Genomic DNA, 25,947 nt, shown 5'->3' on the forward strand with positions numbered 1-25,947 from the left:
ATTGTCGTAGATGCCGCGGCCAGGAATGCCGCCGAAGACGCGGAACGCGTGATTATGGGCATCGAACAGCATCTCATGCGTCTGCAGGAGATAGGCTCGGACGATGAAAGCCCTGGAGTAGCTCAGCTTCGTATGCGCCACCTGCAGCTTGGTGCGTTCATTGCCGATGATCGCCCAGTCTTCCGACCAGTCGAACTGGAAGGCTTCACCAGGCTCGAACGCCAAGGGCACAAACGTGCCGCGGCCTGTCGTCTGCAATTCCCTCTGCCGATCATCACGCCATTCCCGAGCAAATGCCGCCACGCGATTGTAGGAGCCCTCGTAGCCGAGGCTGACCAGGTCAGCATGTAATTGTTTCATCGTCCGCTTCTGTTTGCGGCCCTTCTTGGATTCCGTCTTCAACCAAGCTGACAATCGATCCGCAAACTGGTCAAGCTTGCTCGGTCGCTCCGGAACGTTGAACTTCGGCTCCACGCCGCCGGCACGCAGGTATTTGCGGATGGTATTCCGGGACAGGCCGGTCCTGCGGCAAATCTCCCGGATCGATAGATGCTCTCGAAAATGCCAGCGTCGGATTACGCTCAGTAATGCCATGTCGATCACTCCAGAGCCCCCGCTGAAAGCATGCGAGGGACGGTTGAAACATGGGTCAATTCTCAATGGAAATATCTGGCTGCGCCGGGTCAGCTCTCAGTGGAAATCAACACCAACGACCCAAAAGCTGTCACTGCGTGAAACTTCGCGATTGTAAGACTTGCTCAAGAGGTTGGCTGAAATCGCACCCCACCAACAAGGTTGATCTAGATCGTGCCGTGTTTTGAAGTAAGCAAATTCCCGGCGAAGCTTTTGCGGCAGGAATGGCAGAACAAGTTTGACATGTTTTCGGAGCAGGTTCCGCGCGACCATGTGGTCAGGCGCAGCACCTCCAAATCCGCTTAGTCCGACAAGCATACGATCCCCGTGAGCGATGAGGACATCGTCCGACATCTGTCGGAGACAGGTCGATGTCGGATCCTGCAAAAACTCATACCGCGCGCAATCGTACCATTTGCTCCGGCTAAATGATCGGTGCACCAATGCCGGTATCTTTTGCTTTTGCGTGTCCATCGGTTCCGTCCCGACATGGAAATCAGAAGCGGTGAATGCGAAGGCCCAGCAGTTTCTCCGACAGGACGACGACGAATAAGGTCAGCACGATGGATACCGTCGATACGGCGGCGGCTTCAGGGGTGAAGTTCGTGCGCAGATAGTCATAGAGCTGGATCGGAAGCGTGGCGGTTCCTACGTTCTTCAGCATGAAGGATATGGTGAACGTGTCGAAGGATATGATGAAGGCGAACAGACATCCGCCAATCACGCCGGGCTTGATCAGCGGCAGCATGATACGACGAAATCGCGTCAGTGGTCCCGCGCCGAGGCTCTTGGCCGCCAGGCTCCAGGCGGGGTCGTAGGACTCCATGGCCGCCGAAACGTTGATGAAGACGAAGGGAAGAGTGATGAGGCAATGGCCGATGATCATCGCCGCGATCGTTCGTGTGCCCATGCCGATCGAATAGACGAAGAACAACAGCGAGATGGCCGTCAGCACTTCCGGCAGCAGCAGCGGCAGGAGCATGGCGAGCCGGATGCTTTCCTTCCAGCGTCCGGCATGTTGGACGTAGAAGATTGCCGCCATCGTGCCGATGATCGAGGAAATCACGGTCGAAACCGCGGCCACCCAGAGTGATGTCTTGATCGCGCTGAGGAAGACTTCATTGTGAAAGAACACGACATACCAGCGAAATGAAAGTCCCTGTGGCGGGAATGTCAGGAAGGCGCCGGCATTGAAGGACGCGCCGACGACCACGAGGATCGGCAGCAGCAGAAAGGCATAGATCATCAGGCAGTAGCCGGTGAGGAGGTGCCTGGACATCAGTTGGCCTTCCATTTCATGCGGGTGAGCCTTGCAAACAGCAGCACCATCATCGCCCCTGTCAAAGACAGCATCAGCGCCATGGCCGAGCCGAAGGGCCATTGAAACGTGTCGACAAGCGCGTCGACCACACTGACCGCCATCGTCTTCACGCGCAGTCCGCCGATCAGGGACGGCGTGACGTAGGCACTGAGCGATAAGACAAAGACGAGTATGCAGCCAGCCTGTATGCCGGGCATGGCCAGCGGCAGAATAATTCTTCGAAAGGCGGTGACGCGTCCGGCTCCGAGCGAACGGGCGGCGGCTTCGATCGACGGGTCTATCCCTTGCAGCGCGCTCATGAGCGGAAGGATCATGAAGGGCAGGAAGACGTGCACCAGGGCAATCACGATCCCAAGGGAGTTGTACATTAGGCCGAGCGGGCGATCGATCAGGCCGAAGCTGATCAGGGTGCGGTTTATCATGCCGTTATTGCCGAGCAGGATCGTCCATCCATAGCTACGGATGACGATGCCGACGAGAAGCGGCGAGAGCACGAGGCCATAGGCCAGCCCACGAAAACGCATTTGGGTCTTTGCAAGCTGCCATGCGACGGGGAAGCCGAGGAGAAGGCAGGCAAAGGTGGTGATGAAACCGATCATCAACGTGTTTGCGGTCTGCTCCAGATAAAAACTGTCCGCAAAGAGCCTGAGATAGTTTGAGAGGGTGAAGCCGGGCGCATAGGGCGTCCCGCTCCCCGGATTGCGCAGGCTCATGACCACGATGTTGATATATGGCAATACCAGGAAGACGCCGAGCAGCAGAACAGCCGGAGCGATCAGGGCAAACGGCTTCAGAGATTTCGCTCGAAGGCTCATGCGGCAGCTCCGAGCGCCCAGAAGCGATCGCCATCGACCTTAACGGTGACACGGTCGCCCGGAGAGAAACGGCTGCGGGGGAAGGTCTGAACATTGATGATGTCGCCGCTGTCGAGCGCTAGCCGATAGTCGATCAGGCTGCCCGAATAGTAGCTCGCTGTGATGGTGGCCGGGACGCCCGTCTGCCCCGCGCTTTCCGGAAACAGCTCGACGGCCTCGGGCCGCAGCACCAGCGTCACGGCTCCATCGGCCGACCTCGGCATATTGCCGATCCTGACCGTGCCGAGCGCGGTATCGATGACTGAGATATCGTTTGCTTCGGTGGAGAGCAGCCGACCGGACAGGATGTTGACTTGCCCCACGAACTGCGCGACTTCGAGGCTCGCCGGCCGATCGTAGATGTCGGCTGGCGGGCCATATTGGGCGATCTGCCCGCCAAACATGACCACGACACGGTCCGACATGGTCATCGCCTCGGCCTGATCATGGGTCACATAAACGGTGGTGATGCCAACACGTTTTTGAAGGTCGCGGATAAAGACGCGCATCTCTTCGCGCAGCTTGGCGTCGAGGTTGGCAAGGGGCTCGTCGAGAAGGAGAATTCGGGGTTCGATCACCAGTGCTCGAGCAAGGGCGACGCGTTGTTGCTGTCCGCCGGAAAGCTGGCGCGGATAGCGGTCGGCATATCCGGAGAGCTGCACCATGTCGAGAACGCGGGCCGTGCGCTCGGCGATCTCGCGCTTTGGCCTGCGGCGCATCTCCAGTCCGAACGCCAGGTTCTGCGCGACGGTCATATGCGGAAAAAGGGCGTAGTTCTGGAAGACCATGCCGATGTCGCGCTTTTCCGCAGGCACATGCACGACGTCCTGCCCATCGAAACGGATTGCACCCGATGTAGCATCCTCGAAGCCGGCTATCATTTTCAGCGTGGTTGTCTTGCCACAGCCGGAAGGGCCAAGAAGGGAGATGAACTCACCCTTTGCGATCTTCACGGAAATGCCGTTTACCGCAAGAGATGCCCCATAGTGCTTGGTCAGCGTTTCGATGCTCACCTCTGTCATGATCGATCTTCCAAATTCTGCCGGCGGCGATCGCGTCCATGCCACCATGTCGGGAAAAGTGCCGGACCGCATAAGCACGAGCCGGCATATAGCGAGGGGATCATCAGGGCGCGTCTTAGCGCATGACCTTTGCCCAGCTCTCTGAGAACTCGGCCTGTTTTTGGTTCATGAAATTCCAATCCCATGTCAGGATCTTGTCCATTGCCTCGCCCGAGATCGGAACATCCTTTTGCAGGTCGGCCGGCACTACCACCTTGGAATTGGTGGGGGAGACGAAGAACTGCTTCATGAGCGGTATCTGCCCCTCCGGAGAGAGCAGGAAGTCGGCATATTGGTAGGCGAGTTCCTTTTCCGGGGCGTGGGCAAGAATATTCAGCGTCTGGTCGAACATCAGCATGCCCTCTTCGGGAACGACGACATCGATCGGCAGCCCCTGTGAGCGCAGGCGCGCCACTTCGCCGAAGTCGAAGGGCGCAACCACGAATTCGCCGGCTGCAAGGCCCGTCGACAGGTTGAAGTCCGCCTGTATGACCGGCCCGAGCTTTTCCAGCGCCTTGAAGCCGGCATCGACGTCGTATTGATCCTTGCCGAAGATTTTCGATGCCAGCATCAGTTCCATCTTGCCGGCCGTATTGGCGAAGTTGTAGAGGCCGATGCGACCCTTGAATTCCGGGTTTTCCCAGAGATCCTTCCATCCCTTCGGCGGGGTTTTGACCATATCGGTGCGGTAAGCGATGCCGATCGGCGAGACCATCGCCACAGCACCCCAACCATCCGTCTTCTTCGCAAGGGGGTAGAGGTCGTTGTAGTTCGACAGTTTCGTCAGATCGAGCTTCTCGAAGAAGCCTTCCTTGCGCAGGCTGGAGGCGAAGGCTTCGTTGGTCATCAGGATTGAATAGGGAGGATTTTCAGCGCCCGCCGCCCGCAGGTTGGCGCTCCAGACACGGCCGTTGCCGGCATCAAGCGTCACCGCGGCACCGCTCTTTGCCGTAAATGCCGGTGCAAGTGTGGAGCGCCAGAATTGCTCCCAGGCACCGCCGAGCGTTGGCACGACGAGCGTCTTGCTTTGCGCGCGCGCGGGAAGGTTGATCATGCTTGCTGCGGCAAGGCCGCCCATTCCGGCAAGAAGCTGCCGCCTGTTCATGTTCATCATCTGGGTTCCCCTTGTTATACTGCGTGTCGATGGGTGCTGGTGCGGCAGGCGATGTTTCGCTTCTGCGCTCAGGACTTGCTGAAGGCCTGGCTTGTCTTCAGCGCGATATAGTCTCCGTAGGTAATCGGCGTGTATTTCGCCGGCGCCTTTGCCGCAAAAGGCGGCAGGCATTCAATGAGCGTCTCTTTCGATGGATTGACAAAGAAGGGAATGGATTGACGCCGTGTCGTTCCTTTGAAGTGGCCGGGCGGATTGGCAACCCGATGCGGCGTCGACAGCCATTCGTCATTGGTCCAGCGCATGAAGGCGTCGGCGATATTGACGACATAGGCGCCTTCGACGTTCGGTGCATCCAGCCATTCGCCGTCGCGCCTACGGACCTGAAGCCCTCCCGGAGATGCCTCCGAGCGCAGAATGGTCATGAAGCCGTAATCGGTGTGGACGCCCGCGCGCAACTGGCCGGGCAGCGGGCTTTCCTGTTGTTCCGGATAGTTGATGACGCGGAGTGCCGAAAGGTGGTCGGCAAACGCCGGTTCGAAGTAATCGGGCGCAAGCCCGATCGCCCGGCAGAAGGCGCGTCGCAAATGCCCAGCGAGCGTCTCCATCTCGGCAAAATAAGCGCTGAAGGCGGCCTGCAATCCTTGTGGAACCGTAGGCCAGACGTCACCCGGAAGGCGCGGCCCGAAATTCAGGCTTTCCTTGTAGTCACCCGGCGTCTTGATCCCAAGCGTGGCGCTCAGCGCCTCGTCCGCGATGGGGGAGAAAGCGACGCCCCCCTTTAGCGAGGTTCCCCGGCCTTGTTGCTTCTTCCAGTCCTGCGGCTCGTCGAAGAAATCTCGGGCAAGATTGTAAAGCTGCGCGGTTGCCTCCGTGGACACACCATGTCCGGTGATCAGGAAGAAGCCGGTTTCGCGGCAGGCGGCCTCAATCGCCTCGACGACGGCATCGCTGCCGGCGGTCTGATGAATGAAAGGCGAGATATCTATGACCGGAATGCTGTCCATATCCTGCCTTGAGGATGGGGCCGTCTGCATTGTCTGATCCTTTCCGGAATGAACGTAGCCGTGTTGTCGCGGCGGCTTGACGGCCTGCCAGCGAGGGAGATGATGTCAGTCGAGACCCTTGAAGGGTGCGTCGCGAAATTCGAGATATTCTTTCAGCGACATCTTCTGGAGATTGCGCATCCATTCCTGTCCGTCCTTGCTGACGTGAAGGGCGGCGATGGCGTGCACGTTGTAATCGAAGGATGTCATCAGGCCGGCGGCGATCTGCTGGTTGTTGATGGACGACTTGGCGAATTTGATCGCCGGAACCGGCATACGCGCCAGCTTGCGCGCCAAGTTCTCGGTCTTCTGCTTGAGCTGATCGGCGGGCACGATCTTGTTGATCAGGTGCATGCGCAGCGCCTCTTCCGCGTCCACCAGATCACCGGTGTACATCAGCCAGCGGACATCGCGGGTGGCCAGCAGCCACGGCATGAAGAGGGCAGGCGGACCGGAATTGTGCCGGACCTCCGGCTCGCCGAATTTGGCATTGTCGGCGGCGATTGCAAGATCGCACGACATGACGAGTTCAAGCGCGCCGGCAAGCGCATAACCGTTCACCGAGGCAATAACCGGGATTGGGGCCCTCCAGATATTCAGAAGCGCTTGGGCATTTTCCGACATGTCGGTATGCCAATCCTCGATACTGACGTCATAGTCTGCGCCTTGCAGGTCATAACCGGATGAAAACGCGCGGCCGGCACCGGTGATCACCAGCGCGTTGACGTCCTTGTCGGCGACGGCCAGCGCAACGGCGCGGTCGATCTCGCGCACCGTCGTCTTGTTCATCGCATTGAGCTTGTCCGGCCGATTGATGGTGATCGTCGCGAACTTGTCCTGTTCATCCTTGTTGTAGAGGATGGTCTCGAAGCTCTCGGTCATGCTCATATGCTTTTCCTCTTTACTCTGGTGTCAGCCGGTTGCGATGCAGTGCTTGATGCCTGCATCAACAGGGCCGCCTTGTTCTTTTCGAAACGTTCTATCGATGCTGATTTGACCGGACCAAACCCCCTGATCTGATCGGGGAGTTGGGCAAGCGCGATCGCCCACTGCTGGTTTTCCGGCGACAGGTTTGCGGAGAGGTCGTTGATCAACGCCGCATAATCGGCGACCAGCCTACGCTCCATGCGTCGCTCGTGCGTGTAGCCGAACGGGTCAAGCGGCGTGCCGCGAAGGACGCGCATTTTCTCGAGCACGGAGAATGCCGGCGAGATGAGCTTGCGGCTGATGGCAATCTTTGCCGGGTTGCCGGTGCGCTTGTCGATCCTTCGGGAAAAGAGCGGCGGTGCCAGATGGTGCTTGATCTCGAAATCGCCTTCGAACTGCGTGGCGATCTTGTCGTTGAAGCTCCGGTCGTTGTGGAGACGAGCCACTTCATATTCGTCCTTATAGGCCATCAGCTTGAAGGCATTGCGCGCCACCGCTTCGGAAAAATCCTCTCCGAGCTTCGCTCGGGTCTCGGCATTGCGGGCAGTCGTCACCAGCTTGCGGTATTTTGCGGCATAGGCGGTGTTCTGGTAGTGCGTCAGGAACTCGATGCGCTTGGCGACGAGGTCGTCCAGCGTCTGCTTGGCTGGCGCCTCGTCCAGGTCGATTGCGGCGGCTTGTTTGACAGCTTCCGGATCGACCACCGAGCGACGGCCCCAGCCAAAGGCTGCGCGGTTCATCGCAATGCCCGTGCCGTTGAGTTCGATCGCCGCATCGATTGCCTGGAGGCTGATTGGCACAAGACCGCGCTGCCAGGCATGGCCAAGCAGGAACATGTTGGCCGCGATCGCGTCGCCCATCAGGGCCGCGCCCAGTTTTGTCGCGGCGATAAGGCTGATGGCATTGTCACCAGCCGCTTTGCGCAACGCCTTCACCGTCGCTTCCTGGCGAAAGTCGATCGCGGTGTTCTGCACGAACGAGGCGGTCGGCGCGAAATGATCGTCAAGAACGGCCTTGGTCCGGCCGGCAGCGAATGTGGACAGGGCGTTCTGGGCCGCTGACACGACGATATCGAAGCCGAGAACCAGATCGCTTTCGCCCGGTCCGATGCGTACGGACGTGATCTGCTCTCGCGTCCTTGCGACCCGCAGATGCGAAATGACGGCCCCATTCTTCTGGGCAAGGCCGGTCTGGTCGAGCGTCTGCACGGCAAGACCGTCAATGTGCGCGGCCATCGACAGTATGGCGCTAACTGTGATGACGCCCGTCCCGCCGATGCCGGCGAGCAGCATGTTGTAGGGCCGGTCGGTGATCGGGCGGATAGCCGGAAGGGGGAGGTCGTCGAAATTTGCCTTGCCTGCCTTTGGCGCCGGCTTGCGGATGGTCCCGCCCTCGACGGTGACGAAGCTCGGACAGAAGCCTTTTATGCAGGAAAGATCAGTGTTGCAGCTCGACTGGTTGATCCGCCGCTTGCGGCCGAACTCCGTTTCCTGCGGTTCGATGGAGATGCAATTGGAAACCGCGGAACAATCGCCGCAGCCCTCGCAGACGAGCTCGTTGATGAAGGCACGCTTGTCGGAGACGGCCAAAGCACCGCGCTTGCGCCGCCGCCGCTTTTCGGCAGCGCACACCTGATCGTAGACGAGGACGGTAACGCCCGGCACCTCGCGCAATTCGCGCTGCACCGCATCCAGTTCGTCGCGGTGGTTGACGGTAACGCCGCGCGGCAGATTGCCTTGCCAAACCTCGGGGCGCTCGGCGACGACGGCGACCCGGGCCGCGCCTTCGGCGAGCATCTGCCCGACAATGCCGGGAACGGAGACCTCGCCGTCATGCTTCTGGCCGCCGGTCATGGCGACGGCGTCGTTATAGAGGATCTTGTAGGTGGCATTGACCTTGGCGGCGATCGCGGCGCGGATCGCAAGCAGCCCGGAGTGGAAATAGGTGCCGTCACCCATGTTAACGAAGATATGCTTCTCGTCCGTGAACTGGGAAAGGCCGATCCACGAGCCGCCTTCGCCGCCCATCTGTGTAAACGTCGAGGTGTTGCGCTCTTCCAGCCCGATTACCATCATATGACATCCGATGCCGGTCGACGCGCGGCTTCCCTCGGGCAGTCGGGTGGAAATGCTGTGCGGACAGCCTGAGCAGAAATAGGGGTCGCGTTTCAGCGCAGGCGTTTCCGTGGCACTGGCCGCGAGGAGCGCCTCGATATCGCGCGATCTGGCCATCAGATCGGTGTGATGCTCACCGATGAGAGAGACAATCGCCCTGGCAACGGCAACGGCATTGATCTCGCCGGCCGCGGACAAGAGCGGTTTACCATCTACCCCGAATTTGCCGTAGACCCTTGGGCGCCAGTCCGCGGCCATGTTGAAAAGCTGAGCCTTGATCTGGTCTTCGATGATCGCGCGTTTTTCCTCGACCACCAACAGGGTTTCGACGCCGGCGGCGAAGCGTTGTAGGCCTTCCGGTTCGATCGGCCAGACCATGCCGATCTTGTAAAGCCGGATGCCGAGGTCACCGGCCCGGCGCTCGTCGATGCCAAGGCTTGCCAGCGCTCCCATGAGGTCGAGCCACGATTTCCCGGTCGAAACGATACCGAGCCTCGCTTTGCCGGTAGTGTTACCCCAGATCGTTTTGTCGATGCTATTTTGACGGGCGAAAGTGTGTATCGCCTCCATCTTGTTTTCCAGCCGCCGCTCCATCGCATGCGGGCCATCCGGCCATCGTAATGAGAGGCCGCCATGACCCTCGGGATAGACGATGGCGGGCCGATCGGGATCGAGCTCGACCGTCGCCGTGCATTCGACGATTTCCGTCTGGCATTTGAAACCGACCCAGGCGCCGGAATAGCGGCTGAGCGCCCAGCCGAGTAATCCATAGTCGATATATTCCCCGACGCCGGCCGGCGACAGGAGCGGCACCATTGCGGAGATCAGATTATGTTCGCTCTGGTGCGGCAGGGTCGACGAAACGGCGCCGTGATCGTCTCCGACGAGCAAAAGGACGCCGCCGTTGGGATTGGTGCCGACGGCGTTGGCGTGACGGATCACGTCCATGCTGCGATCGACGCCAGGCCCCTTGCCGTACCACATGGCGAAGACGCCATCATACCGGGCGCCCGGAAACATCGCTGTCTGCTGCGTGCCCCAGACGGCGGTGGCGGCCATGTCTTCATTGAGGCCGGGCTGGAAGCGGATGTGATGATCGTCGAGATATGTCTTCGCGCGTGTCATTTCGCGGTCGAAACTGGCAAGCGGCGAGCCGCGATATCCGGAGACATAGCCGGCGGTATTAAGTCCGCGCGCAAGGTCGCGCTGACGCTGGATCATCGGCAGGCGAACGAGCGCCTGCGTGCCGGAAACGAGGATGCGTCCCCGATCGAGCATGTAGCGGTCATCGAGGCTGGTTGTCGTCGCGGCGAGGGCCGTGGGCCGGTTTTCGGGGTGGGCGGCGACGGGGAGGGTGGCCATTTATGCGCGCTCCCCCGGTGTTGTCGGTTCCATGTCGAAAACGCGGCCGGGATTGAGGATGTTATTGGGATCGAACGCCGATTTGAGACGGCGCATGGCGGCCATCTCGGCCGGGCTTCGAACCAGCGGCAGCCACTTCTTCTTTTCAAGGCCAATACCATGCTCGGCCGATATCGATCCGCCTTCGCTGGCGACGCAGGAGTATGTCGCGTCCGCGACGCGATCATGGTGGTGCGTGCGAACGAGAAAATGCAGATTGCCGTCACCGAGATGACCGAAAATGTAGATGGACGCGGCGGGATCGACGCTGGCGATTTCCGCCGTGGCCCTGTCCAGGAACCGCTGCATCGCGGAAATGGGCAGGCTGACGTCGAAGCCCGCGACATGGTCCATGCTGAAAATGAACGCGCTCGCCGCCTCGCGCAAAGCCCAGATGGCATGGTAGTCGCGCAGCGAGCGGGAAACCGCGACATCGCTGACGATGCCTTCTTCGTAGCATTCCATCAGCGCGGCGGCGAAGCGATCCTCGTCGCCCGCTTCGTCCTGCCCCTGCATCTCGATGAGCGCATACATTCCGGCACCCGGTGGCACAGGCGGCGAGGCGCCGGTGCGGTTGAGAACGCCGGCATAGACGGTGGGGAAGATGACTTCGAAAGCAGAGAGAGACGGTCCCAGCCTCTTGCGCAGACGCCGCAGAAGCGCAATTGCCGCATTGAGCGAGGGGAGGGCGCAAAATGCGTTTGCCAGTGACTGCGGCTTCGGATGAAGGCGCAGGCAGGCGCGGGTTACGACCCCAAGCGTGCCCTCGCTGCCGATAAGTATCTGGGTGAGATCGAAGCCCGAATTGTCCTTCGAGAGGCCCTTGAGGCTGGTCAGCACCGAGCCGTCCGCCATCACTGCCTCCAGGCCAAGAACCTGCGCGCGATACATGCCGTAGCGCAGGACGCGAATGCCGCCGGCATTGGTGGCGATGTTGCCGCCGATGGTGGACGTGCCGCGCGCGCCGATATCCACACCGAACATGAAGCCGTGACTGGCCGCAGCCTCCTGGACGGACTGCAGGGTCGCGCCGGCATGGGCGATGACAGTTCCGGCATCCTCGTTGACGGATTCGATCGCGCTCATGCGCTCCAGGGACAGGGCAACCTCGCCAGCCAAAGGTCGCGCGGCGCCTGCAAGACCGGTCCGTCCACCTTGCACGACCACAGGCTGGCGAACGGCATCGCATGCGGAAAGAATGGCCGACACCGATGCGGTATCCTTGGGGCGAAACAGGATGGATGGCCGCGCGCCGCGCTCGTCTGTCGCGTCTGTGCAATAGGCGTCACCGACATCCTGGCCTATGACAACAGCGGTTTTGTCCAGCCTACCGTTGAGACGGGCCAACAATTCTCGCAGCCGTAAAGACGGCGCAGATAAGGGATGGGCGGCGAGCGCCCGGTCGATCGATCCGCCCATTCTGTTCCCCTGGTTATCTGGATCGAGGGCAGGTTATCGCCTATCTGATATTTGTCAAACCTATATTTAAATACCTATAGCCTTTTCGATGAAGGCATGGCATCAATGCTTTCGAGCGAAGGATGGAGCTCCATGAATCTTAGATATGACGAAGTGGTAAGATCTGGCATCGCCAAGCAGGTCGCCGAGAACATCAAGTCCGCGATCCTGGATGGACGCCTGAAGATCGACGAGCGCTTGCCGACGGAAGAGGATCTTGCCCGGAGTTTTGGAATTTCGCGTCCGACGGTGCGCGAGGCGTTGAAGCGTCTGGCGGCGCAGAATCTCATTCATTCACGTCGCGGTCCTCTCGGGGGTAATTTCGTGATGCGGCCCGATCCGGAGGGGCTGTCGAAGGCGATTACTGGTGCCGCGACGCTTCTCGTCGGCATCGGCGCTTTCGATATCGACGAGATCATTACCGCAAGGCTTGAGACGGAAACGATCTGCTGCCGGCTTGCCTGCGAAAACCGCAGCGAAGAGGGATTGCAGGCCATGGCCACTGAGATTGCCTTACAGCGGGATCAGGGCATCAGCGATGAAGATTTCTGCGCTTCCGATGTGCGCTTCCATCGGGCCCTGGTCGACTCGACCGGTAACGGTCCCTTGAAGCTGATGATGTACATCGTGATTGAATCCTTCATTCCGATTACGAACATGATCGTCTTCAGGGTGCGCGAGCGCCGCCAGGTTGTTGCTTTTCACCAGCGGATCCATGAGGCGCTAAGCAATCGCGATGTCGGCGAAGCAACGGCAGCGCTCACAAATCTCCTCGCCTATGTGCGTGATAGTTATAGCGCCGCACTCGATGCGCGCGGTCGCCGGGCGAGCGAGCAGGCGCAGTCCTGAAGCTGGTCGGCTCACATCCTCAGAAGCATTGAAGTTCAAGGGAATTCCATGTCAGATTCTTTTACGGCAATGGTGATCGATACGGTTGATGGCAAACAGCAGGCCGCCTTCCGTCAATTGACCGTGGCTGATCTTCCTGACCATGACGTTCTGGTCGAAGTCGCGTTTTCCACGGTCAACTACAAGGATGGTCTGGCGCTCTCCGGCAAGGGAAGGATTGCGCGCCGCACGCCGATGGTTGGTGGCATCGATCTTGCCGGCGTCGTCGTCGAGTCGCGCTCGGACAAATGGGTCGCGGGTGACAAGGTCGTTTTAAACGGTTGGGGTCTCTCCGAGACCGAATGGGGCGGTTATTCCCGATACCAGCGGGTCAAGGCGGAATGGTTGATCGCGCTGCCGCAGGAATTCTCTTTGGAGCAGGCAATGGCGATCGGCACGGCTGGCTATACGGCCGCCCTTTGTGTGAATGCTCTGGAGGATTGGGGAACGATCGGCGTCGACGATCGGGACGTGCTGGTCACCGGAGCGGCGGGTGGAGTCGGTTCCGTGGCCGTAAGCCTGCTTGCCAGCAAGGGCTACAAGGTGACGGCCTCGACTGGTCGGCCGGAAACTCATGACTATCTCGCGTCGCTAGGCGCCACGGATTTTATCGACCGTGCAACGCTCAGCGAGAAGGGCAGCCCGCTCCAGAAGGAACGCTGGGCCGGAGCCGTCGACAGCGTAGGGTCGACGACGCTTGCGAATGTCCTGTCTCAAACAGTCTATGGCGGCGCTGTCGCGGCCTGCGGTTTGGCGGGCGGTGCCGATCTGCCCGCAACGGTGCTGCCGCATATCCTGCGCAGCGTTGCTCTGCTCGGCATCGATTCCGTCATGGCGCCCATGGCCAAACGCGAGCGGGCCTGGCGGGCTCTCAGCCAGCATCTGGATCCGGTACATCTGGAGAGATTAACGCGGATTGAGCCGATGTCCGCATTGCCGCAAATAGCAGACGATATCGTTGCGGGTCGCATCCGCGGCCGCGTAGTCGTGGCGATCACCTGACATCACCGCTGGCAGATACCACTCCAAGGAAATGGCCCCCAACTTGTACCGAAGTTCCGCAAGTGCGTCCCGATATCGATCCCAATCTGTATCTTAACGCGATCAAGGTGAAGAGGCGGGATTTCAGGTAGTTGGCACGGGATGGTCGCAGGTTCCAATCCCATCAGGGCCACTCACCAATAACCTACCTTGTCGCCCATGTACGTTTAGGCTCCGAACGATCTGCCGCGCGGTTCCGCGAGCGTTATTCGAGTCTAGTCGGATTCCGATCCTGCAGAAGTCGCGCTGAATCTGACCGGTTATGCCGACACCAGAATACTAAGGACATGACGCGCCTTTTCATCGTCGGCACGGCTGTAGCCTGCCAGAGCTCGCATTCTTGGTTTCCTTGGATGTTTGTTGCGGTCACTCTGAAATCACAGTCTCCCTGACGACGTTTTTTTCTGCCGGTTCGATGTCACCCTCTATTCTGTCGCTCTCGCACCTTCGACTGCGATAATGAGTGCGGTGGTGGTTGAGATCAAGAAGGTTCGATAAGGCGTCTTCCAGAGAGATATCTTCTGGTCATCCGTAAGCCGCCGCGACGGCCTCATCGAGCGCACGATGCGCGTTGATGAGCCAGGTTGGGCGCTGATTATAGAGGTTCGTCAAAGTAAGCGTCTTGAGTTGCAGTGCCGCAGCGCTGTCACGCGGAAGATGCCGTTTTGCGTATCCGCGTGGCGGCCGATGACGCCGGACAATGGCGAGATCTGGCCCGACTGCTGCCGCATCCCGAACGGATCGAGACCATGTCGCTGTTGCCGGACCACCCGCCCGTCACCAGCTTCACTGTGCCTGCCTTTTGTCTTCATTGCCGATCGCATGTCGATGATGGACAGTGAACTCAAGGTCTGCGGTATAGATGGCCACCGCGTCGGCGGCTCTTGGACTATGCCGCGGATCATAACCGGCAACACGATGGCGCCTTGCGTCGTTATCGGAGAGGGAGCCGCCGGATCTAACCGAGCAACTCATTGCCTTATGGCTTGAGTGGGCGCTTTTCTCGATCTGTCTATGGGGGCTTACAAAAGCACGGCGGCACTCGCGTGGGGTGCCGCAGTGCTTCTAGCGGCCAGCGTGCCCTAGATGTCCAAGCCTTTATCCATGACAAAGGACATCATGGATTCAGTGCGCCGGAAACTGACAGGCCGCGGGATCGTATCCGTTCAAGAGCGCTACGCAAAAAGCCCGCTAATCGGGCGAACTGAGTACGCAACAGACGCTAATGGGCTGAAAATAGCCGGGGGGACGCCAGTTCCTAAGAAAGACCCTCCTGCCAAGCCTGGTAGACGGTCCTTATGCTGGGTCGAAAACCCAGGCTGCGGGCGAGAGACGTATCGACATGCAGGTACCATGGATTTGCGAGAGGCTCGCAACTTGAATTCAACCGGGACCCCACCATGCCCGCGAGTTCGTAGATGGAGGTAGGCGCCTCGTCGGCCAAGTTTACCACGTGCCGATCAAAGGCACCCTCCAGCGCCAGCGTGACTGCTCGTGCGATGTCACGATGGTGGATCGTGCTCATGCGCTGAGCCGGGTGCCAGGTGCTGATGTGCTCGGGCAGAGATTCAAGATGTCCGTCACCATCGCCATAGACAAATGGGAAGCGAAGGATCGACCAGTTCAACCCGCTTTCGCGCAGTTCTTTCTCCGCGGCCACCTTGCTCGCGGGATAGGCGTGCTGTGGCTCGACCGGATCTTCTTCCCTTCCCGGATGCGGATTGTCCTTGTTGTAGACATGGCTGGTGCTCGACATGATGAAACGCGCGTCGGGAGCATGGGCCTTCACGGCAGCAATCAGGTTGCGTGTCCCGTCGAGGTTGCTCTTCCAGATGAGATCGGCGTCCTGTGTACGAAAGACGGCGGCCAGATGCACGATAGCGGACACCCCGCGAACGGCGTCTATTAAGCTTGAAGGCTCGAGAATATCGCCCGTCACGGCTTCTGTTCCTTCGGGGAGGCCCTTGCCCGCCCGGAGCAGCACACGGCAGGCATAGCCGGACTCCAACAATCGCGGCAGAAGTCGCTCGCCAACGAGTCCGGTGGCTCCGGTAATCAATACGGTCATTTGCTCAATCCTTTCGCAACAGGGTCTGCAGTCGTTCGGTCGCAGATTTGAGGACACGGATGGTCGTGGCCAGGTCGGCCTCATCGATCCCGCCGAAGGCAGCGTCGTGAATGAAAGAAAGATCAGGAAGCCGGCGCCAAAGCTTCTCGCCTGCGGCTGTCAGCGTCAGCAGACGTTGACGCTGATCGCCTCCGTCCGCGGTCTGCGCGATCAGATCCTTGCGGACCAGCGTGGCGATGATCCCGCTCAAGGTCGCGCGCTCCAGTTCGAGTGTGCGACCGAGGTCTCGCTGGACGGACGGACCATTGTTGACGAGACACCAGAGAACATACCATTGCGTGGATCCCAGATCGAAGGGCCGCAAGCGCTCGTCCATAAGGGCCCGGCCCGCGAAGTAACACCGCTTCGTCCATGCCCCCACGGAGAGATTTTTGGTGTCCGCCTGATCGTGCATGGAAAAGCCCTACCCATTTCGTTCGCTACCATACGATAATTGCAAGGTAGCGAACGAATGTCAACGGGTTCGGATGAGGTAATCTCAGAGTGCTGAGCCAGAAAGCTCGACAGCGTCTTCGACGAAAGCGGCGCGATGGAGCGGGCAATCCAGACGACCATCCACGATGCGGCAACGGCTTCAAGGTAGCCGGGATCCTCCGTCAGCTCCGCTGTGCCTGGCAGTGCCGGTCACGACAGCCTCCATGCGGATCAGCTCTTCCAGATCGAAAGCCTTGCCCTTGGCCGCAAGTTTCTCGGCCTTGGCTTTGGCCGCCTTCTCAAGGGCGAAGCGCGGCGAGGGCAGTCCCCAGCGCGCATGAACCAGTTGCTTCTTTCCGTCGGCGGTGTTGCGGACGATCGGCCCCATCTGATCGGGGTTCATCTGATAGGCCGGCATCAGGTTGATCAGGCTTTCAGCGTCCTGGGCCCATTTGGCGACCCAAAGGCCCAAAAAGGGTGTATTCCGCCCGTCATCGCGCCGGTATGACATGGCGCTGCGCCCTGGCGACGGTCGCCGGAACGCGCACATATTGCGTGGCCCCAAGATCATGGTCATAGTCACCAAGGTGGAATTGCAGCCCGTTCAGGATCCGCTCGCAGGCGTCGACGATCTTCTTGCGGTCTTTAATCGGATTACTGTGAAACAGCTCGTTGCGTGTCTCCTTGATGACCCGCAACGTGTCGTTGAACATGGTTTTCGTGAACGTGAAGCCGAGAACAGCATCAGTAGCGAACATGTCGCGGATCAGAGGCCAATCCGCCTGCATAATCGTCCAGAGGTCCCCCAAGGTAAGGCAATAATAGAACTCGTCGGTCTTGTTGTTGCCGGTGACATTGTTAATCTGCTGCGGATTGACCATATTGTCGAAGACACGCCAGACAGCTTTCACGAAGGCTGGATTGACCGGCGTACCGAGGATGTTGGGAAAGGCAGTATAGGTCTGCCCGTTCTGCCGGGCATTGCGGATCAGCGTCCACCATTCCATCCGCCCGAAGCGTTCCTCCAGGTAGTCGGCGAGCACGGAGCGCAAGGCGTTCTCTACCGCGAAGACGAAGGGGTAAATCGACGAAAATTCCTTCACCTTGCGGGTATAGATCCTGTGGATCACTAGCCTCTGCTCAGGTATGGGTATCTGCTGTAGGGCCTGGACCTGAACCCCTTCGCGGATACTGTCACGTAAAAGGGTTGGGTTGAGGGTGCGCATGTCCGCCTTGAAGTGATCCACCTGCTGCGGGGTGGGGACGAATGTCAGGTATTCACCCAGTAGCTGTGATGTCGGCACATGCCGCTTGGTGATGCTGGACACTTGCTTCCCCTTGCAATGCGAGTCTCTTTTCCCTATAATATAGCTACTCGCTGAGTGGTGGCACAATGGTGTTGCGAGCCCATGGCCTTACCATGGCACTTGGAGAGTCTAAACGGATTTGGCTAGGCGTGGTCTTCACAGACTGCGCCTTTAGTCATTCAGGGCTACTGCTGGGTTTTGATGTGCAACGCATTGGATCAAAACAATGCATCGCCTCGCGGGACGTCAGTTCATATCCGTTCAAGACCAAGGCTACGCCTATTGTCAGTCGCCTTAGGCTCCCGAAGCAAATTATACGGCCAGTGTAGGAACTTGGCCCCGCTTAACAGCTAGTCCCTCACAAAAGGAAGTTGCTGCGATTGTAGATATGCACGAAGCCCATTTTCGCTAAATTGGCGTTCGAGATGTTAGTCTTTTCGGCCGATGGCACCTCTGTCTCGACCACGAAAGTCGAAACGCCACGATCCGCGCCTTCTTGCAGGCGAGCTTGAATCAAAGCTTTCTGCGCACCGCGGTTTCGAAAGCTCGGCACGGTCGTTCCCCCGCCGAGCCAGGCGAAAGATCCTGAAGCAAACATCGCCCCCGTTCCCACAGGTGTGTCTCCGTCTAGCGCGTAGAAACACGACCATCCGTCTCGTCCAACGATTGCTGCCCATAGGACAGTCAGGCTTTCCGGAAAGCCAAAACCGGCACACATCATGGCGCCGAATACCTGGGCTTCATCGGGCCGGACTTTTCGTGTTTTCACAGCGGCTGCCGATGGAAGAGAGACCGCGTCCGTGGTTCGTCTCAGCTTCGCCCAACCAGGACCATAGGTAATCAACCCTTTCGACTGGATCCAACGTCTCACCTCGTCGGATGCAGCGTCCGTGTTGACCTGCAAAAACCGTTTTCCCAGCCTCTGTCTCATCCAGTTGTAGGCTTCGTCTAGGTCTTCGCTATCAGTGAGGCCGAGGATGCGGTTAAGGCCGATCGCAGGCGCGCTCGGAAGAGAGATCGTGCATCCACCATTCATGGAAATGCATTCGAATCGTTCTTCGTCCGCCAATTGGCCGCGGGCGGCGTTATGCAGATCAATGAAAGCTTTTGCCTCAATGGCGTCTTCTTTTGTAGGGCAGGGGTAATCGGAAGAACAAGAATCCAATGGAGTGCTCCTAAGGCAGAAACTTCGCCAAAAGCGGATAAATGAATTCTTGGAATAAAAACTGAATAATCACAGCGCCGACTTCCTGCACATTTGACGATTTCCCAATGTACCCTCAAGGATCTGAGAAGTGACGTGGTATCCATCATCTCCGGGCAGCATGTGGTGCATGCAACCATCTCTCTTAACGTCTTGAAAATTGGCTAAGGCAGTGTAACGTCGAGCTTTTGTGGTTTGTGAGAGCAAAGTGTCACACGATGGCGGTTCCCAGGCCTTGTCGAAGCAAAAGGCCTACCAGTTCGGCGACTTCCGTCTGTTACCTGAAGCCCAAGCCCTCCTGTACAAGGGGCAGTCCGTCGCGCTGGGTGGGCGAGGGTTCGATATACTGACCCTGCTCGTGGCGCGGGCTGGCGAGGTTGTGAGTAAAGCCGATCTGTTCTCGCACGTATGGCCGGACTATATCGTCCACGACCATAACTTGAAGGTCAATGTGGGCAACCTTCGACGCTCGCTGGCCGAACTCGATCCCACCGCGGAATACATCGCAACGATCGCTGGCCGCGGCTACAAGTTCGTCGCCGCGGTGGAGAACGACCGCCCAGCGGTAGCACGGCAAGTTGCTTCAATCACGAGTCATCATACCGCGCCACCGGAAGTGCGGCAGCTCCTCGGCCGCGATGACGCGATCCGGCAAATCTCCGAACAGCTTGATCACCCGGGTTATGTCACCATCGTCGGGCCAGGCGGAGCCGGGAAAACGTCACTTGCGGTCACCGTTGCTCAGCATTGCTGCAACGAAGGCAAAGCCATTGCCTTTGTCGATCTCTCTACGGTCACCGATCCCCGATTTGTGGTGCCCGCAATAGCTTCCGCTCTCGGCATCTCCCTCGGATTGGACGATCCGATCGCGGGTGTGATTGACCTCCTTCGAAGCAACAAACTGCTTCTCATCATCGACAATTGCGAGCACGTCATTGCAATGGCAGCGACGACGGTCGAGCGGATCTCAGCAGCGGTGCCGGGCGCCCGTATCCTCGTGACCAGCCGCGAGCCGCTTCGGACGAGACACGAGCAAATCCATTTTCTCTCCGGGCTCGCTTATCCGGACCAGACGGCTGAGCTCTCCACGACCGACGCGCTTCAGTTTCCTGCGATCCAGCTCTTCATCTCAACGGCCCACGGCGCTGGCGTTTCGGAACCAACGGACGAATACGTTCGCAGTGTCGTCTCAATCTGCACACGGCTGGACGGCTTGGCACTCGCTATCGAATTGGCCGCCGGCACGGCCAGTGTCCTTGCTACCTCAGCGCTTGAAGGCCTGTTCAAGAATGGTTTTGACGCGATGGGTCGTGGAGCAAGGGATGCGCCTTTGCGCCACCAGTCGCTGGAGGCTACGCTGGACTGGAGCTATCGGCTTCTTCCCGACCGCGAGGCTATCTTGCTCGCCTTGCTTTCGGTGTTTTCGGGGCGTTTCAACGCCGACGACGCAGAAGCCATGTATTCCGCTGGTGCCCTCGTGCCGATGGCAGGACGTGATGCCCTTTCGCAGCTGGTGGCAAAGTCACTGCTCTCCGCGCAATACGACGGCGGGACTGTGCATTACAGGATGGCCGAGAGCACCGGCACCTATGCTGCACGGCGTCTCTTTGGTTCACGCTACAGAGAGGAAGCCAGGCGACAATTTGCCATCCGGATAAGGGACAAGCTGCAGATCGCCGAACGGGAATGGTCCTCACAGACGTCTCGCGAATGGTTGGGGAAATATAGGAGGCAGATCGACGATGTCCGTGCCGCGATCGCCTGGGCGTTCGACCCTGCAGGGGACGCTGCGTTGGGTGTCGAACTGGTGGTCGCCGCATTGCCCCTGTGGCAAGAGCTTTCGGCGTTCAGGGAAATGCTGGAGGCCATCGATCTTGCAAGCTCAAACAGTGCGGCACTGGTAGGGCTCGCGCCTCTGGGACGAGCAAAGCTCTCCACGGCGCGGGCTTGGGCTATGACGCTGGCACGCCACATGCACCCGCAAACCGAGGACGCTTGGCGCGAAAGCATCTTTCATGCGAACGGGTCGGGCGACGCCGGGTTTCAAGTGCGCTCGGTGTGCGGACAGGCCGTCTTTCTTGCTTATTCAGGCCGGCCGCGCACGGCGTTACGCAGCATGAACGATTTTGCGGCATCAAAGGGTTTGGACTGGACGACAGCGCCCGACGGGAAGCGGCTGTTGGCGCATATCGAAATCTACGCAGGTGAGCTCAATTCGGCATCGGCCCATCTGGAGGCACTGATGAACGATTGGGGTCACTTGGAAGAAGGCCATGGACTCTCGCGATTCCAAGTCGACTTGCCGGCTGGCATACGCTTGTCTCAGGCATTTCTGTGCTGGTTACAGGGTGACTCTGATCGTGCCGCCGTTCTGGCCAGTCGTGCCATCGATCGTGCCGTCGACCTCGATCACATGATATCCCTCGGCAATGCGATCTCGTTGGCGGGCCTTCCGATCGCATTCGTGGACGGCAATCTCGAAACCGCTTCGCAGCTTCAGCGGCAGTTGGCTGACGTCAGCCGCCGTGAAAGCGTCGGCATTTATGAGGGGACAGCCACGTTTTTCGCCGGTGCTATCCAGTCGGCTCGAGGTGAAAGAGCAGGTTTCACCTTGATGCAGGACAGCATCGCTGGATTGCTTCGGGGAAGCTGGCGTGCTCGCGTTCCTTTCTACCGCAGCCTATTGGCGGAGGCTTATATTGCTGCGGGTGAGATGCAACTTGCAGAAAACAGCCTGCGCGCCGTGCTTAGCGAAATCGGGATTCGTGAGGAACGCTGGTGGCATCCTGATCTCTGGCGCGTTGCGGGAATGATTGAAGCCGGGAACGCCCGTCCAAACAAAGCGATGCGCTATTTCCAGAAGTCTTTGGATAGCGCCCTCGCCATGGGGGCTGGCGCCGCGATCAAACGGACCCAGCTTGCCATGGCTGCGGTGGATGTGCGCTGACCTTGGCACTTCAATCTTTTCTTCGCGTGTCGATGCGCTCCCGCAGCGACGCATTTTCTCGCTCCAGCTGAGCAATCTTGTCGATCAGGTGCTGTGAGGCTGAAAGAAATTCGGCTTCAGTGTAGCGTGGCTCGATATGCTGTGGACAGTTCCAATCGAACGCCTCGAGCTTGAGCTTGAAATGCGTTCAGTCTTGGCGCCATAATCACCATCGGTGATTTTCGCCGTGAGCACTGGATCCGCATCGAGTGCCAGCTTCTCGGCGCGGGCATAAATCTTCAGGCGCGTGCGGGCGGGATAGTCCATCAAGAACAGGCATGTCCGGTCGTTGTCCGCCAGATTGCCGGTGCTGATATATTGGCGATTGCCGCGGTAATCGACGAAGGCAAGCGTGCGATCGTCAAGCACCTTGAGAAAGCCTAGAGGTCCGCCGCGATGCTGGACGTAGGGCCAGCCCGTTTCCGAAACCGATGCCATGTAGAAGCTATCGCGCTGTGCGATGAACGCGGTTTCTCTCATTGAAAACTGGTCGAATTCGCGGTGACCTTTGAAGTCGGACCACAGACGATCCGCTCCCATTTCCGCTTGCGCCCTGCGAACTGAAGGAGTGATTGCGATATCCATAAAACCATAAGTCATATCGTGTCTCCTCATTGTATTGTCGGTTCGCAGGGCATCAGGAATGCGAGGCTATATTGCCTCTTTCGCGGCCTGCTGCGCGCGGGCATAGCTCTCCGCCACAGCAGCATAGTTGGGAGCGACAAGTCCATAGAGCTTGCCGAGTTCTGCAGCTTCGGGACGTGCCCAGGTCCGATGAAGCTCGGACAGCAATGCGTTGGTCGAGGTCGGCTTGACGCCGCCCTGCACGAACCTGGCAAGTGAAATGCGCGATGCCATTTCGCTCGGATCCCCCGACGCATCGAGGACCGCATAGACATCGTAGCCGGCGGCACGGGCGTCGAGCGCCGGAAACATCACGCAGACACTCGTCCAGACGCCCGCCATGATGAGAGTGTTGCGGCCGGTCGCGCGAACTTTTGCGACGAAATCGTCATTGTCCCATGCATTCACTTCGCCCTTACGCGGCACATAGACTGCATGCGGAGCCAGTTCGTGGATCTCTGGCATCAGCGGACCATTGGTCCCGGCAGGTTCCGAGGCCGTGGTGATGACAGGGATATTCAAGAGGGTGGCGAGCTTGGAGATCACCTCCACATTTCGGCGCAGATCGGACACGGAAATGTCCTTTACTGTCTGGAACAGTCCGGACTGGTGATCGAGCAGCAGGATGAGGGCGTCGGAGGGGTCGATGAGGGCTGCGCCGCCACCGGTCGGAAGTACGCTCGGCTTGGATTTGCTATTGTACATGGTTCTTATCCTTCTTTGGGGTTGAGTTATTTGGTCAGATTTCGAGCAAGGAAGTCGCGCATCACGGGGATCATCTCGTCCGCCTTGTCTTCGAGGGCGAAATGTCCAGTGTCGAAGAAATGAAGTTCGGCTTCGGGAACGTCGCGAAGGTAAGCGCGCGCGCCGTCGGGCAGGAAGATGGGATCATTCTTGCCCCACAGAATCAGCGTCGGAGGCCGATGTTCGCGCAGATAAGCCTGAAAGGCGGGATAGAGCGCGACGTTGGTCCGATAGTCGTAGATGATGTCCAACTGGATTTCGACGCTGCCCGGACGGTCGAGGAAGAGCTGGTCGTACAGCCACGACGCGGGGTCGATCCGCGCCTCGTCCTTTGACCCAGTGAGATACTGGAAGCGTGTGCCGTCGAGCGACAGAAAAGGCCGCATCGCGTCGCGGTTCGTCGGGCCGTTGTCGGCCCAGTAAGCGCGCGTCGGTGCCCAAAAGTCCCCCATGCCCTCTTCATAGGCATTGCCGTTCTGGACGATCAGGGCGGTGACCCGGTCGGGATGCGCGAGCGCCAAACGAAACCCGGTCGGCGCACCGTAATCCATGACATATAGCGCATACCGCTCGACACCCAGCTGTTCGAGAAGGTTGGCGACAACGGTTGAGAACGTGGCAAAGTCATATTCAAAGTCGCTCGACGAAGGCATTTCCGACAGACCGAACCCTGGAAGGTCTGGTGCAATCACATGATAGCGGTCAGCGAGCGCTGGAATGAGGTTGCGGTACATGTGCGAAGAGCTTGGAAAGCCGTGCAGCAACACCACCACAGGTGCGCCGCGCTCTCCCGCCTCGCGGTAGAATATGTTGACGCCGGCAATGCTGGTGGTTCGGTGGTAGGTGACGGGCCGGGTCATTGTCCGGCTCTCGGGATAGTGCTTACGACTGCTGCTGCGATGAACGCTGCGACGTCCTGCGGGTGCGACATCATCACGGCGTGACTGCTATCGATTTCAGTGATCGCGGCTGCCGCGCGCTGAGCCATGCGGCGCTGCGCACTCGGAGGTACCATCCTGTCGGCGGAAGCGACGAGATAGAAGCTGGGTTTGGTCTTCCATGCGGCATGCGTGAGGGCGCAATGACCGCCGCAAGGCCCCAGGGTAGCTGGGCGGCAGCCATGAACCGCGTGGTGGCGGGATCGACATCGGCAGCAAACGCTTCCGAAAAACGGGCCGGGTCCACAACGAGGTAACCATCCTGCGGAGGCAACAACGGCGCCTTCGCTTCGCCGGGCTCTTCCGGCGCTTCATTCAGCGCTGCGACGGACTCGCCGACATCCGGCACGAAAGCCGCGATGTAGGCCAGCGACTTGACCTTGGGATTGGCGCCGGCTTCCGTGATGACCGCTCCGCCGTAGCTGTGGCCCACCAGGAGCACCGGATGGCGAGCCGATGCGATAAGACGCTCGGTGGTCGCAACGTCACCTTCAAGTGAGGTCGTCGGGTGTTGGGCGACAAGCACTTCGAACCCGCGGTCTACAAGTTCGCTATGGACTTGTTGCCATCCGGAGCCATCGACAAAAGCGCCGTGCACGAGGACGATCGAACGGGCTGGCTCCCCAGCCGCCTGGGTGCCCGAAAGAGGATTGGTCATGATCTTTCCTTTGAGGGGGGTGGCCGCGGCGCCGTTAGCCCCGCGGAGTGGATGAGCTCTGGATTAGTTACAAACCTTGCGGTCGAGGAAGTCGCGGATCAACGGCGCCATCACGTCGAGCTTGTCTTCCAGGGCGAAATGGCCGCTGTCGAGAATATGCATCTCGGCGTTCGGGAGATCGCGAAGATAGGGGTGCGCGCCGGGTTCGGGGAAGATCTTGTCGTTCTTGCCCCAGACGATCAGTGTTGGCGGTTGGCGCTCGCGGAAGAAGGCCTGGAACTGAGGGTAAAGCGGCACATTGCTACCGTAGTCGCCCAGGAGATCCAGCTGGATATCCTTGTTGCCCGGGCGATCAAGCAATGCCTGATCGACGACCCAGTTGTCGGGGCTGATATGTGCAACATCACCCATACCGTCGGTATATTGGAACTTGGTGGTCTCGAGCGTGACCAGGCCGGCAAGTGCTTCCCGGCGTTCCGGCGTCTTTTCGGCCCAATAGGCCTTGATCGGATCCCAGAATGCGGCGAGACCTTCGGTATAGGCGTTGCCGTTCTGCACGATCAGCGATTCAACCCGCTCGGGATGTTTGAGCGCGAGCCGATATCCAATCGGTGCGCCGTAATCCATGACGTACATGCTGTAGCGATCGGCTCCGACCTTTTCGGTCAGCTTGTCGACGATGTTGGTCAGATTCGCGAATGTGTAGTCGAACTTGGTGTGGTCGGGCGCGTCACTCTGGCCGTAGCCGGGATAGTCAGGCGCAATCACGCGGTAGCGGTCAGCGAGCAGGGGGATGAGGTTGCGGAACATGTGTGACGAGGTCGGAAATCCGTGCAGGAGCAGGAGGACCGGCGCGTCCTTCGGGCCGGCTTCGCGATAGAAGACCTTCACGCCGTCGATCGTCGTGTTTTTGTACTGAATTACGGGAACAGCGTTCGCGGCGATGACCGCGTTATTCGGCACGCAGCGGGCTTCGGCCGCAACGGGAGAGATGGCAATAAGAAGTGCGACAGTGGTGAGAAGATGTTTTTTCATGATGCTTTCCTTTTTCAAAATTGGGTGCCGATCCACATCAGCGCCTCTGGAAAA

The 25,947-nt window shown here is 59.2% G+C and carries 20 protein-coding genes and 4 pseudogenes; 4 read left to right on the plus strand and 20 right to left on the minus strand.

Annotated features, from left to right (window positions below):
• From istA to ELH03_RS34200, 9 genes are all read right to left on the minus strand, one after another.
• On the minus strand, positions 1-594 hold a 594-nt coding region (gene istA, locus ELH03_RS34160; protein WP_130767648.1), incomplete at its 3' end, for an IS21 family transposase.
• Between the two features lie 535 nt (positions 595-1,129).
• A complete protein-coding gene (locus ELH03_RS34165; protein ID WP_130713136.1) occupies positions 1,130-1,912 on the minus strand; it encodes an ABC transporter permease in 783 nt (260 codons plus the stop codon).
• A complete protein-coding gene (locus ELH03_RS34170) occupies positions 1,912-2,769 on the minus strand; it encodes an ABC transporter permease (protein ID WP_130728006.1) in 858 nt (285 codons plus the stop codon). The genes ELH03_RS34165 and ELH03_RS34170 overlap by 1 nt, the downstream gene beginning before the upstream one ends.
• On the minus strand, positions 2,766-3,830 hold the full coding sequence (locus tag ELH03_RS34175) for an ABC transporter ATP-binding protein (protein WP_128408856.1): 1,065 nt from the start codon (positions 3,828-3,830) through the stop codon (positions 2,766-2,768). The genes ELH03_RS34170 and ELH03_RS34175 overlap by 4 nt, the downstream gene beginning before the upstream one ends.
• A 115-nt stretch (positions 3,831-3,945) precedes the next feature.
• A complete protein-coding gene (locus ELH03_RS34180) occupies positions 3,946-4,983 on the minus strand; it encodes an ABC transporter substrate-binding protein (RefSeq protein ID WP_130767647.1) in 1,038 nt (345 codons plus the stop codon).
• Between the two features lie 68 nt (positions 4,984-5,051).
• Positions 5,052-6,017, minus strand: coding sequence for an isopenicillin N synthase family dioxygenase (locus ELH03_RS34185; protein WP_130697074.1), 966 nt, complete (start codon positions 6,015-6,017; stop codon positions 5,052-5,054).
• Positions 6,018-6,092: 75 nt separating this feature from the next.
• Complete coding sequence (locus ELH03_RS34190; protein ID WP_130697072.1) at positions 6,093-6,914, minus strand: enoyl-CoA hydratase/isomerase family protein; 822 nt, start codon at positions 6,912-6,914, stop codon at positions 6,093-6,095.
• Entirely contained in the window at positions 6,911-10,429 is a 3,519-nt protein-coding gene (locus ELH03_RS34195; RefSeq protein ID WP_130697070.1) for an indolepyruvate ferredoxin oxidoreductase family protein, read from the minus strand. Before ELH03_RS34195 ends, ELH03_RS34190 begins: the two co-directional genes overlap by 4 nt.
• Entirely contained in the window at positions 10,430-11,887 is a 1,458-nt protein-coding gene (locus ELH03_RS34200; RefSeq protein WP_130767646.1) for an FAD-binding oxidoreductase, read from the minus strand.
• A gap of 132 nt (positions 11,888-12,019) precedes the next feature.
• Between ELH03_RS34200 and ELH03_RS34205 the strand changes: the two genes are divergently transcribed.
• Together ELH03_RS34205 and ELH03_RS34210 are read left to right on the plus strand one after the other, a co-directional pair.
• A complete protein-coding gene (locus ELH03_RS34205; protein WP_130697066.1) occupies positions 12,020-12,775 on the plus strand; it encodes a FadR/GntR family transcriptional regulator in 756 nt (251 codons plus the stop codon).
• 48 nt (positions 12,776-12,823) lie between these two features.
• Complete coding sequence (locus ELH03_RS34210; protein WP_130767645.1) at positions 12,824-13,816, plus strand: MDR family oxidoreductase; 993 nt, start codon at positions 12,824-12,826, stop codon at positions 13,814-13,816.
• A gap of 647 nt (positions 13,817-14,463) precedes the next feature.
• Here ELH03_RS34210 and ELH03_RS37675 read toward each other — a convergent pair.
• Positions 14,464-14,667: a hypothetical protein gene (locus ELH03_RS37675; protein WP_165420564.1), complete on the minus strand. Its 204-nt coding sequence runs from the start codon at positions 14,665-14,667 to the stop codon at positions 14,464-14,466.
• Positions 14,668-14,671: 4 nt separating this feature from the next.
• On the opposite strand from ELH03_RS37675, the pseudogene ELH03_RS38345 reads away from it, so the two are divergent.
• Positions 14,672-14,845 (plus strand): annotated as a pseudogene (locus tag ELH03_RS38345) (GMC family oxidoreductase); the annotation flags it as partial.
• 268 nt (positions 14,846-15,113) lie between these two features.
• On the opposite strand, the gene ELH03_RS34225 reads toward ELH03_RS38345, so the two are convergent.
• From ELH03_RS34225 to ELH03_RS34245, 5 genes and pseudogenes are all read right to left on the minus strand, one after another.
• Positions 15,114-15,923, minus strand: a complete 810-nt coding sequence (locus ELH03_RS34225) for an NAD-dependent epimerase/dehydratase family protein (protein ID WP_130767644.1) — start codon at positions 15,921-15,923, stop codon at positions 15,114-15,116.
• Positions 15,924-15,927: 4 nt separating this feature from the next.
• Positions 15,928-16,377, minus strand: a complete 450-nt coding sequence (locus tag ELH03_RS34230; protein ID WP_130727998.1) for a MarR family winged helix-turn-helix transcriptional regulator — start codon at positions 16,375-16,377, stop codon at positions 15,928-15,930.
• 237 nt (positions 16,378-16,614) lie between these two features.
• Positions 16,615-16,908 (minus strand): annotated as a pseudogene (locus ELH03_RS34235) (hypothetical protein); the annotation flags it as partial.
• The gene (locus tag ELH03_RS34240; protein ID WP_130767643.1) at positions 16,889-17,725 is read right to left on the minus strand and encodes a hypothetical protein; all 837 of its coding nucleotides are present in this window, start codon (positions 17,723-17,725) and stop codon (positions 16,889-16,891) included. The pseudogene ELH03_RS34235 and the gene ELH03_RS34240, both read right to left, overlap by 20 nt.
• A gap of 337 nt (positions 17,726-18,062) precedes the next feature.
• Positions 18,063-18,869: a GNAT family N-acetyltransferase gene (locus ELH03_RS34245; RefSeq protein ID WP_130767642.1), complete on the minus strand. Its 807-nt coding sequence runs from the start codon at positions 18,867-18,869 to the stop codon at positions 18,063-18,065.
• 274 nt (positions 18,870-19,143) lie between these two features.
• On the opposite strand from ELH03_RS34245, the gene ELH03_RS34250 reads away from it, so the two are divergent.
• Complete coding sequence (locus ELH03_RS34250; RefSeq protein ID WP_245511922.1) at positions 19,144-21,855, plus strand: ATP-binding protein; 2,712 nt, start codon at positions 19,144-19,146, stop codon at positions 21,853-21,855.
• 10 nt (positions 21,856-21,865) lie between these two features.
• On the opposite strand, the pseudogene ELH03_RS34255 reads toward ELH03_RS34250, so the two are convergent.
• From ELH03_RS34255 to ELH03_RS34275, 5 genes and pseudogenes are all read right to left on the minus strand, one after another.
• Positions 21,866-22,494: pseudogene (locus ELH03_RS34255) on the minus strand (pyridoxamine 5'-phosphate oxidase family protein).
• A 51-nt stretch (positions 22,495-22,545) separates the two neighbouring features.
• A complete protein-coding gene (locus tag ELH03_RS34260; RefSeq protein ID WP_018495045.1) occupies positions 22,546-23,223 on the minus strand; it encodes an isochorismatase family protein in 678 nt (225 codons plus the stop codon).
• Positions 23,224-23,249: 26 nt separating this feature from the next.
• Complete coding sequence (locus ELH03_RS34265; RefSeq protein ID WP_128404300.1) at positions 23,250-24,122, minus strand: alpha/beta fold hydrolase; 873 nt, start codon at positions 24,120-24,122, stop codon at positions 23,250-23,252.
• A pseudogene (locus ELH03_RS34270) lies at positions 24,119-24,858 on the minus strand (alpha/beta hydrolase). Before ELH03_RS34270 ends, ELH03_RS34265 begins: the two are co-directional and overlap by 4 nt.
• A gap of 63 nt (positions 24,859-24,921) precedes the next feature.
• Positions 24,922-25,893 carry an alpha/beta fold hydrolase gene (locus ELH03_RS34275; RefSeq protein ID WP_128404316.1) on the minus strand — a complete coding sequence of 324 codons (972 nt, stop codon included), beginning with the start codon at positions 25,891-25,893 and terminating at the stop codon, positions 24,922-24,924.
• Positions 25,894-25,947: the final 54 nt, after the last annotated feature.

It is taken from the genome of Rhizobium beringeri (assembly GCF_004306515.1).
Lineage (GTDB): Bacteria > Pseudomonadota > Alphaproteobacteria > Rhizobiales > Rhizobiaceae > Rhizobium > Rhizobium beringeri.